Origin of the sequence: Cellulosimicrobium sp. NPDC055967, from assembly GCF_042269845.1 — a bacterium.
Lineage (GTDB): Bacteria > Actinomycetota > Actinomycetes > Actinomycetales > Cellulomonadaceae > Cellulosimicrobium.
Genome location: NZ_JBHJYJ010000001.1, coordinates 26,730 through 40,273, shown reverse-complemented (window position 1 = coordinate 40,273; position 13,544 = coordinate 26,730). Strand labels below are relative to the sequence as shown.

Genomic DNA, 13,544 nt, shown 5'->3' with positions numbered 1-13,544 from the left:
GGCTGGAATGAGCGAGAACGCAACGAACGCGCCCGAGGCGGCCGAGGAGCGCGCGCACCGCAAGACGCGCCGCGGCTACGTCGTGAGCGACAAGATGGACAAGACCGTGGTGGTCGAGGTCGAGGACCGGGTCAAGCACCCGCTCTACGGCAAGGTCATCCGCCGCACGAGCAAGGTCAAGGTGCACGACGAGCAGAACTCTGCCGGCGTGGGCGACCTGGTGCTCATCATGGAGACCCGCCCGCTGTCCGCGACCAAGCGGTGGCGCCTCGCGGAGATCCTCGAGAAGGCCAAGTGATCCACCGGTCGTGACGGGCGGGCCCCGGCTCGCTCGTCACGACCGCTCTCGTGCCGCACCGCGGTGCGGCAACCAGTGAGGACAGGTCGGGCGGGTCCACCGCCCGGGCCTGGCCGGTTCACCCGCGAGGGACCCGGCACTGACAGCTACCCGTTCGGCAAGGCTCGCCTCGCGCGAGAACCGGCTCGACGACAGGAGTTCATTACATGATCCAGCAGGAGTCGCGACTTCGTGTCGCCGACAACACGGGTGCCAAGGAGATCCTTTGCATCCGCGTTCTCGGTGGCTCGGGCCGTCGCTACGCCGGAATCGGCGACGTCATCGTCGCAACCGTCAAGGACGCGATCCCGGGCGGCAACGTGAAGAAGGGCGACGTGGTCAAGGCCGTCGTCGTCCGTACCGCCAAGGAGCGCCGTCGTCCGGACGGTTCCTACATCAAGTTCGACGAGAACGCCGCCGTGATCCTCAAGAACGACGGCGAGCCGCGCGGGACGCGCATCTTCGGCCCGGTCGGGCGCGAGCTGCGCGACAAGCGGTTCATGAAGATCATCTCGCTGGCTCCGGAGGTGCTCTGACCATGGCCAAGATCAAGAAGGGCGACCTCGTCGTCGTCATCGCCGGCAAGGACAAGGGCAAGCAGGGCCGCGTCCTCGAGGTGCTCACCGACCGTGACCGCGTCATCGTCGAGGGCGTCCAGCGCATCACCAAGCACACCAAGGTCGGCCAGTCGCAGCGCGGCACGCGGACCGGTGGGATCGAGACCGTCGAGGCCCCGATCCACATCAGCAACGTGATGGTCGTCGACCCGGAGACCAAGAAGGGCACCCGCGTCGGGTACCGCACCGAAGAGGTCGAGCGTGACGGCCGCAAGCGCACCGTGCGCGTGCGTGTCGCCAAGCGCTCCGGGAAGGACATCTGATGAGCACCGAGATCGTCGCCCCCGAGGTGCCCCGTCTGAAGCAGCGCTACCGCGAGGAGATCGTCGCCGGTCTGCGCGAGGAGTTCGGGCACGAGAACGTCAACCAGGTCGCCCGCGTCACGAAGATCGTCGTGAACATGGGTGTCGGTGACGCCGCCAAGGACTCGAAGCTCATCGAGGGCGCCATCCGCGACCTGTCCGCGATCACCGGCCAGAAGCCGCAGGTGACCAAGGCCCGCAAGTCCATCGCGCAGTTCAAGCTGCGCGAGGGCATGCCGATCGGCGCGCACGTCACGCTGCGCGGCGACCGCATGTGGGAGTTCCTGGACCGTCTCCTGTCGATCGCCCTGCCGCGCATCCGCGACTTCCGCGGCCTGTCGCCCAAGCAGTTCGACGGGCACGGCAACTACACGTTCGGCCTCACGGAGCAGTCGATGTTCCACGAGATCGACCAGGACAAGATCGACCGTGTCCGCGGTATGGACATCACGATCGTGACCACGGCGACGACCGATGACGAGGGCCGCTCCCTGCTGCGCCGTCTCGGCTTCCCCTTCAAGGAGAACTGACATGGCGAAGAAGGCCCTGATCAACAAGGCGGCCGCCAAGCCCAAGTTCGCGGTCCGCGCCTACACCCGGTGCCAGAAGTGCGGTCGCCCGCACTCCGTGTACCGCAAGTTCGGCCTGTGCCGCATCTGCGTGCGCGAGATGGCCCACCGTGGCGAGCTTCCCGGCGTCACCAAGAGCAGCTGGTAACAACTACGTCGTAGGTCCTGGCGGGGCGCGCCGCACGGCGCGCTCCCGCCCGGATACCACGTCGAGGAAGGGCTAGAGCCCGATGACGATGACCGACCCGATCGCAGACATGCTGACGCGTCTGCGGAACGCGAACTCGGCTTACCACGAGACGGTGACCATGCCGTACTCGAAGCTGAAGTCGCACATTGCCGAGATCCTCCAGGCCGAGGGCTACATCTCCGGCTGGAGCGTCGAGGACGCGACGGTGGGCAAGAACCTCACCATCCAGCTGAAGTTCGGCCCGAACCGTGAGCGCAGCCTCGCCGGCGTGCGCCGCGTGTCCAAGCCGGGCCTGCGCAAGTACGCCAAGTCCACCGAGCTGCCGAAGGTTCTCGGCGGCCTGGGCGTGGCGATCCTGTCCACGTCCTCCGGCCTGCTCACCGACAAGCAGGCCGCCAAGAAGGGCGTGGGCGGCGAAGTCCTCGCCTACGTCTGGTAATCCGGAAAGGAGATACGCCATGTCTCGAATCGGCAAGATCCCCGTTCCGGTTCCCGCCGGAGTGGACGTCACCATCAGCGGTGCGCTCGTGACCGTGAAGGGCCCCAAGGGTTCCCTCGAGCACCACGTGCCCGCCCCCATCCAGGTCGCTCAGGAGGACGGCACCCTCGTGGTGTCGCGCCCGGACGACGAGCGCGAGTCCCGCGCGCTGCACGGCCTCACCCGCACCCTCCTGGCGAACCTCGTCCAGGGCGTGACGCAGGGCTACGAGAAGAAGCTCGAGATCGTCGGCACCGGTTACCGCGTGACCGCCAAGGGCTCGGACCTCGAGTTCGCCCTCGGCTTCAGCCACCCGGTCGTCGTGACGCCGCCCGCGGGCATCACGTTCGCGGTCGAGAGCCCGACGAAGTTCTCGGTCTCCGGCATCGACAAGCAGCAGGTCGGCGAGATCGCAGCGAACATCCGCAAGATCCGCAAGCCCGAGCCGTACAAGGGCAAGGGTGTGCGTTACGCCGGCGAGGTCGTCCGCCGCAAGGCTGGAAAGGCTGGTAAGTAACGATGGCTCTGAAGGTTCTCGGCAAGGGCAAGGCCGTCGCGCGTCAGCGCCGCCACCTCCGCCTGCGCAAGAAGATCAAGGGGACCGCCGCTCGTCCGCGCCTCGTGGTGACGCGCTCCACGCGCCACATCACGGCCCAGGTCGTGGACGACACGATCGGTCAGACGCTCGCGTCGGCCTCGTCGCTCGAGGCGGACCTGCGTGCGCTCGACGGCGACAAGAGCGCCAAGGCCCGCAAGGTCGGCGAGCTCGTCGCCGAGCGCGCGAAGGCCAAGGGCGTCGACGCGGTCGTCTTCGACCGTGGCGGCAACAAGTACCACGGTCGGGTCGCTGCGGTCGCCGACGGCGCTCGCGAGGGCGGTCTGTCCCTGTGACGACGCCGACCATCCCCACACGGAAGCAAAGGATTCTCTGATGGCTGCAGGGCAGCGCAGCAACACCGGCGCCCCCACGGGTGCCGCCAACGAGTCGAGCGACCAGAACGCGCGCGGGGGGCGCCGCGACGACCGTCGCGGTGACCGTCGCGACGGTCGCCGTGGCGACGCAGCCGAGAAGAACGCCTTCGTCGAGCGCGTCGTCACCATCAACCGCGTCTCCAAGGTCGTCAAGGGCGGCCGCCGCTTCAGCTTCACCGCGCTCGTCGTGGTGGGCGACGGCGACGGCACCGTCGGTGTCGGCTACGGCAAGGCGAAGGAGGTGCCCGCGGCGATCGCCAAGGGTGTCGAGGAGGCCAAGAAGAACTTCTTCAAGGTCCCGCGCATCCAGGGCACCATCCCGCACCCCATCCAGGGTGAGGCCGCCGCCGGCGTCGTCTTCCTCCGTCCGGCCGCTCCGGGTACCGGTGTGATCGCCGGTGGTCCGGTGCGCGCCGTGCTGGAGTGCGCCGGCATCCACGACGTGCTGAGCAAGTCGCTCGGCTCGTCGAACGCGATCAACATCGTGCACGCGACCGTCGAGGCCCTGCGCAACCTGGAGCAGCCTGAGGCTGTCGCCGCGCGTCGTGGTCTCCCGCTCGAGGACGTGGCCCCGGCCGCGCTCCTGCGTGCCCGTGCTGCGGGGGTGAACGCCTGATGGCCAGGCTCAAGGTGACCCAGACGAAGTCCGCCATCGGCGGCAAGCAGAACCAGCGCGACACGCTGCGCACTCTGGGCCTCAAGCGGATCGGCGACACCGCCGTGAAGGAGGACCGCCCGGAGATCCGCGGCATGGTCGCGACGGTGGCGCACCTCGTCACCGTTGAGGAGGTCGAGTGACCATGGCTGAGAAGGCCACCAAGGAGACCGCCGAGGCTCCCAAGAAGAAGGCTGCTGCGAAGGCCCCCGCGAAGGCGGAGGCCGCGACTGCCGAGAAGCAGTCGGGCAAGCAGACCGAGGGTGCCGGCGGCACGCTCAAGATCCACCACCTGCGTCCGGCTCCCGGCGCCAAGAAGGCCAAGACCCGCGTGGGTCGTGGTGAGGCGTCGAAGGGCAAGACGGCGGGCCGCGGTACCAAGGGTACGAAGGCTCGTTACCAGGTTCCCGAGCGCTTCGAGGGCGGGCAGATGCCTCTGCACATGCGCCTCCCGAAGCTGCGCGGCTTCAAGAACCCGTTCCGCACCGAGTACCAGGTCGTGAACCTGGACAAGCTCGCGGCGCTGTACCCCGAGGGTGGCCAGGTCACCGTCGAGGACCTCGTCGCGAAGGGCGCGGTCCGCAAGGGCCAGCTCGTCAAGGTGCTCGGCACGGGCGAGATCACCGTCAAGCTCGAGGTCGCGGTCGACGCCCTCTCGGGCGCCGCTCGCGAGAAGATCCTCGCGGCCGGCGGTTCGGTCTCGGAGGACTGACACCCCCGGACAGGGCCGGTGGCGCGCTCGCGCCGTCGGCCCTGTCCGCGTCTGGGGAGGCCCTCCCGCACGACCCGTGGTCCGTCCGGCAGCGCGCCACGGTTTAGACTCTCCGACGGTTGTCTCCCCGCACCCCGGGGTGACCGCCGTCACTCTCAGGTCCACGGTCGGTCCGTCCGGTCGTCGGGACCGACTTGCCGTTCGACGCGGCGCTACGGCTAGGGTGCCTCTTGGCGCCCGTGCCGTGCGTCACACCTCGCCGGGCCTCCCGGCGACACGACATCCCGCCTCGGCGGGCCAGGAGGATAGGTGCTCAGCGCATTCGCCCGGGCTTTCCGGACGCCCGACCTGCGGCGCAAGCTGCTGTTCACGATCGCGATCATGGCGATCTTCCGGGTGGGGTCGTTCATCCCCACACCGGGTGTGGACTACCCCAACGTGCAGCAGTGCATCGAGGAGACCGCCGAGGGCAACGACCTGCTCGGCCTCGTCAACCTCTTCAGCGGTGGCGCCCTGCTCCAGCTGTCGATCTTCGCGCTCGGCATCATGCCGTACATCACCGCGAGCATCATCGTCCAGCTGCTGCGCGTCGTGATCCCTCGCTTCGAGGCGCTCCACAAGGAGGGCCAGTCGGGCCAGGCGAAGCTCACGCAGTACACGCGCTACCTGACGATCGCGCTCGCCATCCTCCAGTCGACGACCGTCATCACGACGGCGCGCAACGGCCTGCTCTTCCAGGGCTGCTCGGTGGACGTGATCCCCGACGGCAGCTTCCTGACGATGGCGCTCATGGTCATCACCATGACGGCCGGCACCGGCCTCATCATGTGGCTCGGTGAGCTCATCACCGAGCGCGGCGTGGGCAACGGCATGTCGCTCCTCATCTTCACGTCGATCGCCGCGAGCTTCCCGACCGCCCTGTGGTCGATCGCCGGTGGCGCGAACGGCGCGACGAACTTCATCATCATGATCGCGGTCATCGTGGTCGTCATCGGCCTGGTCGTGTTCGTCGAGCAGTCGCAGCGCCGCGTGCCGGTCCAGTACGCCAAGCGGATGGTCGGGCGTCGCATGTACGGCGGCTCGAGCACGTACATCCCGATCAAGATCAACATGGCCAACGTCATCCCGGTGATCTTCGCGGCCTCGCTGCTCGCGGTCCCGGGTCTCATCGCGCAGTTCGGCGACCAGAGCGCCGACTGGGTCATCTGGGTCAGCACGAACCTGGCCGACCCGGCCGCGCCGCTGCACATCGCGCTGTACGTGCTGATGATCATCTTCTTCTGCTTCTTCTACACGTCGATCACGTTCAACCCGGACGAGGTCGCGGACAACATGAAGAAGTACGGCGGCTTCATCCCCGGCATCCGTGCCGGCCGGCCGACCGCCGAGTACCTCGACTACGTCATCACCCGCATCACCTCCGCGGGCTCCATCTACCTCGCGCTCGTCGCCCTGCTGCCGACGCTGGTCCTCATCGGGCTCGGCGTGAGCACGAACATCCCGTTCGGCGGCTCGTCGATCATCATCGTCGTCGGTGTCGGCCTGGAGACGGTCAAGCAGATCAACTCCCAGCTGCAGCAGCGCCACTACGAAGGGTTCCTCCGTTGAGCAACGCCACCGACGGCCAGTCCACCTCGCGTCCCGCGCGCCTCGTCATCATGGGCCCGCAGGGCGCGGGCAAGGGGACCCAGGCCGCCCGGCTCGCCGAGCAGCTCGCCATCCCCGCGATCTCGACCGGAGACATCTTCCGGGCGAACATCAAGGGCGGCACGGAGCTCGGCAGGCTCGCGCAGGAGTACACCGCGAAGGGCGACCTGGTCCCCGACTCGGTGACGAACGCGATGGTGCGCGACCGCCTCGTCCAGGAGGACGCGGCGCAGGGGTTCATCCTCGACGGCTACCCGCGCAACGCGGCCCAGGTCGTCGAGCTGGACGCGATCCTCGCCGACCTCGGTGTCTCCCTCGACGGCGTCGTGGAGCTCACGGCGGACCGCGACGAGCTCCTCGCCCGCCTGGCGAAGCGCGCGGAGATCGAGGGTCGTGAGGACGACACCGAGGAGGCCATCGCGCGCCGCCTCGACATCTACGCCGAGCAGACGGCGCCGCTCACGTCGGCCTACGACGCGCGCGGCCTGCTCGTCCGTGTCGACGGCATCGGCGACGTCGACGAGATCACCGGACGCATCGTCTCGGCGCTGACCGCGCTCGTCGGCTGAGCGCCGCGAGTTCGTCCGTCAGGTTCTGAGGAGCAGCAGGGTGTTCGGTCGCGAGCGCATCGAGTACAAGACGCACGACCAGGTCCGGTCCATGCGCAGCGCTGGCCTCGTGGTCGCGCGGGCGCTCGAGACGGTCCGTGAGGCCGTCCGCCCGGGCATGACGACGGCCGACCTGGACGCGCTCGCCGCCGCGGTGATCGCCGACGCCGGTGCGACGCCGTCGTTCCTCGGCTACGAGGGCTACCCGGCGTCGCTGTGCGTGTCGGTGAACGACGAGGTCGTGCACGGCATCCCCGGTCCGCGCGAGCTGCGCCCGGGCGACATCGTCTCCGTCGACTGCGGGGCGATCGTCGACGGCTGGCACGGCGACTCGGCCGTCTCGTTCGTGCTCGGCGAGGGCGAGCCGCGGGACGAGGCGCTCGTGGAGGCCACGCGCCGTGCGATGTGGGCGGGCATCGCCGCGCTCGCGACGAGCGAGCGGCTCGGCGACGTGGGTGCCGCGATCGAGGACTCGGTCCGGGTCTCGGGGGAGTCCGACGGCGTCTCCTACGGGATCGTCGAGGAGTACGTGGGCCACGGGATCGGCTCCGCGATGCACCAGCCGCCCGACGTCCCGAACTACCGCACGCGCGAGAAGGGCCCGCGGCTGCGCCCGGGCATGTGCCTCGCGATCGAGCCGATGCTCACGCTCGGCGACCGGTTCACCGAGGTCTGCGAGGACGACTGGACGGTCGTGACCGACGACGGCGCCCGTGCCGCGCACTGGGAGCACAGCGTCGCGATCCTCGACGAGGGGATCTGGGTGCTCACCGCCCCCGACGGCGGCGCGGCCGAGCTCGCGGAGCTCGGCGTCCGCGTCGCGCCCCTGGCGGCCTGACGCCTCGACCCGTCCGGCACCTGCCCCGCGCCTGCGCGGCCCGGCGTCCGCACGGGCACCTGCCCGGCTCGGCGCACGGCGGGGAGTGACGCGTCGCACGACCTCCGGCGCCCGCCACGGTTTCGCGACTCTTGCCGGATGCCGTAGGATGGTCCGTCGGGTGTAGTCCGTGCACGTCGTTCGACCGGCCCCCGTCCCTCGGGACCCGGGCGACCGACCCCGCACGCGGCTCCACGCACCTCCCTCGAACGGACGACCCTCGGGTCGGGCGTGCGCGGGAGTACCAGCAGTTCAGACGAGAGTTAGCGGAGGACATGGCAAAGAAGGACGGTGTCATCGAGATCGAGGGCAGCGTGGTCGAGGCCCTGCCGAACGCGATGTTCCGCGTGGAGCTGGCCAACGGTCACAAGGTTCTCGCGCACATCTCGGGCAAGATGCGCCAGCACTACATCCGGATCCTCCCCGAGGACCGGGTCGTGGTCGAGCTGAGCCCGTACGACCTGTCCCGCGGCCGGATCGTCTACCGCTACAAGTAGTCGCCACGCGTCCACCCACTCACCCGCCTCGCCACCCGGATCCCGGGACCGCTCGTCGGTCGCGCCCGGAGCGGGGCACCACTGAGGGAACGAAGATGAAGGTCAAGCCCAGCGTCAAGAAGATCTGCGACAAGTGCAAGGTGATCCGCCGGCACGGTCGCGTCATGGTGATCTGCGAGAACCTGCGGCACAAGCAGCGCCAGGGCTGAGCCCGCGCCTGCGCCACGGGTGACGGTCCCTCGGGACCGCGGTCACCAGGTCGCCCGTCACGACGACGGACGACCACCAGCGCACCACCACGAACCTGCTCGGCACCCCGGACGCGAGTCCGGGAGGAGAACGCCACAGGCAGGGGAACCCCCGGCTCGGAGGCCGGGGCCCACGGAGCTCCCCGTGGGAGGGCGGTGCGACAGACCTCCGACGAAGCACGAGGAGCCGAAAGGCACATGGCACGTCTCATCGGCGTCGACCTCCCCCGCGACAAGCGGCTCGAGGTCGCGCTCACCTACATCTACGGCGTCGGCCGTACCCGCGCCCAGCAGACGCTGGCCGCGACCGGCATCAGCCCGGACGCGCGCGTGAAGGACCTCGGCGACGCCGAGCTCGTCGCGCTCCGCGACTACCTCGAGGGCAACTACAAGCTCGAGGGTGACCTCCGTCGTGAGGTGGCCGCCGACATCCGCCGCAAGGTCGAGATCGGCACCTACCAGGGCCTGCGTCACCGCCGCGGCCTGCCCGTGCGCGGCCAGCGCACCAAGACCAACGCGCGTACGCGCAAGGGACCCAAGCGCACCGTGGCCGGCAAGAAGAAGGCCCGCTGAGCCAGTCCGCAGGGCGGGCCCCGCTCGGGAGCTGACGTCGGCCGCACGGTCCACGTCGTCCCGGTCGGAGATCCCCGCGGTCAGACCACCTCAGACCAGGAGAGAAACGAAAGATGCCTCCCAAGACTCGCGCCGCCGCTGGGCGCAAGCCTCGTCGCAAGGACAAGAAGAACGTCCCCGCCGGCCAGGCGCACATCAAGAGCACGTTCAACAACACGATCGTGTCGATCACGGACCCGTCGGGCGCCGTGATCGCGTGGGCCTCCGGCGGCGACGTCGGCTTCAAGGGCTCGCGCAAGTCGACCCCCTTCGCCGCCGGCCTCGCGGCCGAGGCCGCTGCCCGCAAGGCGCAGGAGCACGGCATGAAGAAGGTCGACGTCTTCGTCAAGGGCCCGGGCTCGGGTCGCGAGACGGCGATCCGCTCGCTGCAGTCGGCCGGCCTCGAGGTCGGCTCGATCCAGGACGTCACGCCGCAGGCGCACAACGGGTGCCGCCCGCCCAAGCGTCGTCGCGTCTGACCCTCGTCGTCGGCGTGCCGTCGACGGGCCGCCCGGTCACCGACCGGCCGAGCCCGTCGACGGCGCCCGTCACGGGGCAGCCGCCTCCTGACGGGGTCGACGCACCCTTCCTGGCCGGGTGGACAGAGTCCCGGCCGGGGCCGCGTGCCGCAGGCACGCACCTCGCCTTGAACCGTGCAGCGTCATATGGCGGACGCTCACCGAAAGGAAACCACCAGTGCTGATCGCACAGCGCCCCACCTTGACCGAAGAGGTCATCTCGGAGAACCGTTCGCGCTTCTCCATCGAGCCGCTGGAGCCCGGCTTCGGCTACACGCTCGGCAACTCGCTGCGTCGCACGCTGCTGTCGTCCATCCCGGGCGCGGCGGTCACCTCCATCCGCATCGACGGTGTGCTCCACGAGTTCACCACCGTGCCGGGTGTGAAGGAGGACGTGACCGAGGTCATCCTCAACATCAAGAACCTCGTCGTCTCCTCGGAGAACGACGAGCCCGTCGTGATGTACCTGCGCAAGCAGGGTGCTGGTGCGGTCACCGCGGCGGACATCGTCCCGCCCGCGGGTGTGGAGGTCCACAACCCCGAGCTGCACATCGCCACGCTCAACGACAAGGGCAAGCTCGAGATCGAGCTGACCGTCGAGCGCGGCCGTGGGTACGTCTCGGCCTCGCAGAACAAGTCGTTCGACGCCGAGATCGGGCGCATCCCGGTCGACTCGATCTACTCGCCGGTCCTCAAGGTGACCTACAAGGTCGAGGCGACGCGTGTCGAGCAGCGCACGGACTTCGACAAGCTGGTCGTGGACGTCGAGACGAAGCCGGCGATCTCGCCGCGCGACGCGCTCGCGTCGGCCGGCAAGACGCTGGTGGAGCTCTTCGGCCTGGCCCGTGAGCTCAACGTCGAGGCCGAGGGCATCGAGATCGGACCGTCGCCGACGGACGCGGCTCTCGCCGCGGACCTGGCGCTGCCGATCGAGGAGCTCAACCTCACGATCCGCTCGTACAACTGCCTCAAGCGCGAGGGCATCCACCAGGTGGGCGAGCTCGTCGCACGCAGCGAGGCGGACCTGCTGGACATCCGCAACTTCGGTGCGAAGTCCATCAACGAGGTGAAGGAGAAGCTCGCCGAGCTCGGCCTGTCCCTCAAGGACTCGCCGCTCGACTTCGACCCGTCGGCCGCCGCGTACTACGACGGCGACGACGAGGCGACGTTCTCGGACACCGAGCAGCAGTACTGAGCCTGCGGCTCTAGACACCTCAGCGCGTCCGGGTCCGCACCTGCGGCGCGAACACTTCCCAAGGAGCACATCCCATGCCTACCCCCGCCAAGGGCCCCCGGCTCGGCAGCGGACCGGCTCACGAGCGCCTGATGCTCGCGAACCTGTCCACCCAGCTCTTCGAGCACGGCCGCATCACGACCACCGAGACCAAGGCGAAGCGCCTGCGCCCGGTGGCCGAGCGCCTCATCACGTTCGCCAAGCGTGGCGACCTGCACGCGCGTCGTCGCGTCCTGCGCGTCGTGCGCGACAAGTCCGTGGTGCACACGCTGTTCACCGAGATCGCCCCGCAGATGGCGGAGCGTGAGGGCGGCTACACGCGCATCACGAAGGTCGGCACGCGCAAGGGCGACAACGCGCCCCTCGCCGTGATCGAGCTCGTGACCGAGCCCGTCAGCCCCAAGCAGGCCGTCGTCCGCGAGGCGGAGAAGGCCGCGGAGAAGGCGAGCAAGAAGAAGGCTGACAAGCCGGCCAAGAAGGCCGACGCGGTCGAGGACGCGCCTGTCGAGGACGCGCCCGTCGCCGTCGAGGACGCTCCCGCCGAGGACGTCCAGGACGCACCCGTCGAGGACGCCGCCGAGGAGAAGAAGGAGGCCTGAGCCTCCTCGATCGACTCTCGGGGTCTTCCGCGACCCCACGCCGCAGGGCCCGGGACCGTACGGTCCCGGGCCCTGCGGCGTTCTGCCGGCTGCCGGCGTCGGTGTGCGTCCGGCCACGAGGGTGGGTACGAGATCGACCCGTACGGCCGAGATCGACCTTCGGAAGGTCGACTTCGCGACGTACGGGTCGATCTCGCGTCGGGGAGGGCCTACCGTCGAGACGTGACGGGTGTCGACTCCTCTGTGGCGGCGTGGCCGCCCGTCGTGCTGGTGCACGGCTCGCGCACGTCGCGGTCGATGTGGCGCGGCCAGCTCGGGGCCCTGCGCCGCGCGGGCGTCGACGCGGTGGCCGTGGACCTGCCGGGGCACGGGGCGCGGCGGGGCGAGGCGTTCACCCTGGACGGTGCCGTGGAGGCCGTCGCGGCCGGGATCGACGGGCTCGGCGGCCGTGCGCTCGTCGTCGGGCTCTCGCTGGGCGGCTACGTCGCGATCGAGGTGCGGGCTCGGCACCCCGAGCGCGTCCTCGGCCTCGTCGCCGCCGCGTGCTCGACGACGCCCGCCACCCGCCTGCGCGGGGGCTGGCTCCTCGTCGCCCGCGGCATCGAGCGGCTGCCCGACGGCGGAGCGGGGCTCAACCAGGCGCTCGTCGACCGGGCGCTGACGCCGCAGGCCGCGGCCGACCTCGCGGCCGGCGGCTTCGCGCTCGACGTGATGAGCGCGATCCTGCGCGAGGTCGGGGCGGTCGACCCGGTGTCCGCCCTCGCCGCCACGGACTCGCCCGTGTGGCTGGTCAACGGCCGGTGGGACCACTTCCGGTTCGGGGAGCGGGGGTTCCTCGAGGCGGCCCGTCGCGGGGGAGCGCCCGCGCGGCTCGTGGTGGTCCCGGGCGCCCGGCACCTCGTGAGCCTCGACGCGCCGGTCGCGTTCAACCGGGCCCTGCTCGACGCCCACCGCGCGGTCGCGACGGGTGGTCCGGCGCTTGGGAAGGGCGGGGCGGCGCCCGCGGGCGCCGCGCGGCGCGGCGCCGTCGTGCGCTGAGCCGGTCAGGCCGGCGGCAGGTCCCAGGCACGCGCCCCGCCCACCAGCGCCGCGGAGTTGGGGACGACCACGACGTCGTCGCCGAGGCGGTCGAGGACGCTCGGGGTGATCTGCCGCGAGTTCCCGCCGCCCAGGTACAGCCGGTCCCACCAGAAGACGGGCCGCAGGCCCTCGACGACCGCGAGGACGCGCCGCGACCACAGCCCGTTGCCGAGCCGGCGCCGCTCCGGCTCGCCGACGTACTCGTCGTAGGTGGTGCCGCGGCGCACGGGCGCGCGCGACCACTCGAGGTGGGGCGCGAGCCGCCCGCCGTGGAACAGCGCCGAGCCGAGGCCCGTCCCGAGGGTCAGCACGAGCTCGAGCCCCGACGCGGCCACGACGCCCGCGCCGTGCACCTCGGCGTCGTTGAGCACGAGCGCGGGCACGCCGAGCCGCCGGGCGACGGCCGCCTGGACGTCGAAGTTCGTCCACGCCTCGACGAGCGCCGGGTCCACGCGCGAGCGGGGTCCGCTGCGGGTGACGTAGTGCGGGGTGTGCACGACGACCCCGCGCCGGATCATGCCGGGCATCCCGACGGTCGCCCGGTCGGCGGGCGGCAGCGCGGCCGCGATCTCCGCGATCGTCTCGACGAGCAGCTCGGGTGGCAGCGGGTAGGGCGTGGGCACGCGGACGGCGGCGGCGTGCGCGGTGCCCGACGCGTCGAGCACGTTCGCCTTGATCCCGCCGCCGCCGCAGTCGACGGCGAGGGTGCGGACGTCTGGGCGGTCGCCGGTCATGGGCGGCAGCGTAGGCACGACGACGCGCGCGCCGCACGGCCGGGCGACTACGGTGAAC

Annotated in this window: 22 protein-coding genes; 21 read left to right on the top strand and 1 reads right to left on the bottom strand. The window is 70.4% G+C overall.

What is annotated here, in order from left to right:
* Positions 1–7: 7 nt before the first annotated feature.
* The 21 genes from rpsQ to ACFC2L_RS00135 all read left to right on the top strand — a co-directional run bounded on the left by rpsQ (position 8) and on the right by ACFC2L_RS00135 (position 12,710).
* Positions 8–298 (top strand): 30S ribosomal protein S17, encoded by a 291-nt coding sequence (rpsQ, locus tag ACFC2L_RS00235; RefSeq protein ID WP_375822264.1) that lies wholly within the window; start codon positions 8–10, stop codon positions 296–298.
* Positions 299–504: 206 nt separating this feature from the next.
* Positions 505–873, top strand: a complete 369-nt coding sequence (gene rplN, locus ACFC2L_RS00230; RefSeq protein WP_021480431.1) for a 50S ribosomal protein L14 — start codon at positions 505–507, stop codon at positions 871–873.
* A gap of 2 nt (positions 874–875) precedes the next feature.
* Positions 876–1,217 (top strand): 50S ribosomal protein L24, encoded by a 342-nt coding sequence (gene rplX, locus ACFC2L_RS00225; RefSeq protein WP_087471316.1) that lies wholly within the window; start codon positions 876–878, stop codon positions 1,215–1,217.
* On the top strand, positions 1,217–1,786 hold the full coding sequence (rplE, locus tag ACFC2L_RS00220; RefSeq protein WP_087471317.1) for a 50S ribosomal protein L5: 570 nt from the start codon (positions 1,217–1,219) through the stop codon (positions 1,784–1,786). The genes rplX and rplE overlap by 1 nt, the downstream gene beginning before the upstream one ends.
* A 1-nt stretch (position 1,787) precedes the next feature.
* Complete coding sequence (locus ACFC2L_RS00215) at positions 1,788–1,973, top strand: type Z 30S ribosomal protein S14 (protein WP_021480434.1); 186 nt, start codon at positions 1,788–1,790, stop codon at positions 1,971–1,973.
* 82 nt (positions 1,974–2,055) lie between these two features.
* On the top strand, positions 2,056–2,454 hold the full coding sequence (gene rpsH / locus ACFC2L_RS00210) for a 30S ribosomal protein S8 (protein WP_087471318.1): 399 nt from the start codon (positions 2,056–2,058) through the stop codon (positions 2,452–2,454).
* A 19-nt stretch (positions 2,455–2,473) separates the two neighbouring features.
* Positions 2,474–3,010 carry a 50S ribosomal protein L6 gene (gene rplF / locus ACFC2L_RS00205; RefSeq protein WP_375822263.1) on the top strand — a complete coding sequence of 179 codons (537 nt, stop codon included), beginning with the start codon at positions 2,474–2,476 and terminating at the stop codon, positions 3,008–3,010.
* 2 nt (positions 3,011–3,012) lie between these two features.
* Positions 3,013–3,384, top strand: coding sequence for a 50S ribosomal protein L18 (gene rplR, locus ACFC2L_RS00200; protein ID WP_154799240.1), 372 nt, complete (start codon positions 3,013–3,015; stop codon positions 3,382–3,384).
* A 40-nt stretch (positions 3,385–3,424) separates the two neighbouring features.
* Positions 3,425–4,081 (top strand): 30S ribosomal protein S5, encoded by a 657-nt coding sequence (gene rpsE / locus ACFC2L_RS00195; protein ID WP_021480438.1) that lies wholly within the window; start codon positions 3,425–3,427, stop codon positions 4,079–4,081.
* On the top strand, positions 4,081–4,263 hold the full coding sequence (gene rpmD, locus ACFC2L_RS00190; protein ID WP_021480439.1) for a 50S ribosomal protein L30: 183 nt from the start codon (positions 4,081–4,083) through the stop codon (positions 4,261–4,263). Before rpsE ends, rpmD begins: the two co-directional genes overlap by 1 nt.
* 2 nt (positions 4,264–4,265) lie before the next feature.
* Positions 4,266–4,832, top strand: a complete 567-nt coding sequence (gene rplO, locus ACFC2L_RS00185; protein ID WP_253050809.1) for a 50S ribosomal protein L15 — start codon at positions 4,266–4,268, stop codon at positions 4,830–4,832.
* Between the two features lie 309 nt (positions 4,833–5,141).
* Complete coding sequence (gene secY, locus ACFC2L_RS00180) at positions 5,142–6,440, top strand: preprotein translocase subunit SecY (RefSeq protein ID WP_375822262.1); 1,299 nt, start codon at positions 5,142–5,144, stop codon at positions 6,438–6,440.
* A complete protein-coding gene (locus ACFC2L_RS00175; RefSeq protein ID WP_375822261.1) occupies positions 6,437–7,048 on the top strand; it encodes an adenylate kinase in 612 nt (203 codons plus the stop codon). Before secY ends, ACFC2L_RS00175 begins: the two co-directional genes overlap by 4 nt.
* A gap of 40 nt (positions 7,049–7,088) precedes the next feature.
* Positions 7,089–7,925: a type I methionyl aminopeptidase gene (map, locus tag ACFC2L_RS00170; RefSeq protein WP_375822260.1), complete on the top strand. Its 837-nt coding sequence runs from the start codon at positions 7,089–7,091 to the stop codon at positions 7,923–7,925.
* 314 nt (positions 7,926–8,239) lie between these two features.
* A complete protein-coding gene (gene infA / locus ACFC2L_RS00165) occupies positions 8,240–8,461 on the top strand; it encodes a translation initiation factor IF-1 (RefSeq protein ID WP_012867920.1) in 222 nt (73 codons plus the stop codon).
* 95 nt (positions 8,462–8,556) lie between these two features.
* On the top strand, positions 8,557–8,670 hold the full coding sequence (rpmJ, locus tag ACFC2L_RS00160; protein WP_009740505.1) for a 50S ribosomal protein L36: 114 nt from the start codon (positions 8,557–8,559) through the stop codon (positions 8,668–8,670).
* Positions 8,671–8,907: 237 nt separating this feature from the next.
* On the top strand, positions 8,908–9,282 hold the full coding sequence (gene rpsM, locus ACFC2L_RS00155; protein ID WP_021479758.1) for a 30S ribosomal protein S13: 375 nt from the start codon (positions 8,908–8,910) through the stop codon (positions 9,280–9,282).
* A 113-nt stretch (positions 9,283–9,395) separates the two neighbouring features.
* Positions 9,396–9,800: a 30S ribosomal protein S11 gene (rpsK, locus tag ACFC2L_RS00150; RefSeq protein WP_021479759.1), complete on the top strand. Its 405-nt coding sequence runs from the start codon at positions 9,396–9,398 to the stop codon at positions 9,798–9,800.
* A gap of 217 nt (positions 9,801–10,017) precedes the next feature.
* On the top strand, positions 10,018–11,034 hold the full coding sequence (locus tag ACFC2L_RS00145) for a DNA-directed RNA polymerase subunit alpha (protein WP_253050812.1): 1,017 nt from the start codon (positions 10,018–10,020) through the stop codon (positions 11,032–11,034).
* Between the two features lie 74 nt (positions 11,035–11,108).
* Positions 11,109–11,672 (top strand): 50S ribosomal protein L17, encoded by a 564-nt coding sequence (rplQ, locus tag ACFC2L_RS00140; protein ID WP_253050813.1) that lies wholly within the window; start codon positions 11,109–11,111, stop codon positions 11,670–11,672.
* Between the two features lie 222 nt (positions 11,673–11,894).
* A complete protein-coding gene (locus tag ACFC2L_RS00135; protein WP_375822259.1) occupies positions 11,895–12,710 on the top strand; it encodes an alpha/beta fold hydrolase in 816 nt (271 codons plus the stop codon).
* A gap of 5 nt (positions 12,711–12,715) precedes the next feature.
* On the opposite strand, the gene ACFC2L_RS00130 is transcribed toward ACFC2L_RS00135, so the two are convergent.
* Positions 12,716–13,486 carry an ROK family protein gene (locus tag ACFC2L_RS00130; RefSeq protein ID WP_375822258.1) on the bottom strand — a complete coding sequence of 257 codons (771 nt, stop codon included), beginning with the start codon at positions 13,484–13,486 and terminating at the stop codon, positions 12,716–12,718.
* Between the last annotated feature and the right edge of the window lie 58 nt (positions 13,487–13,544).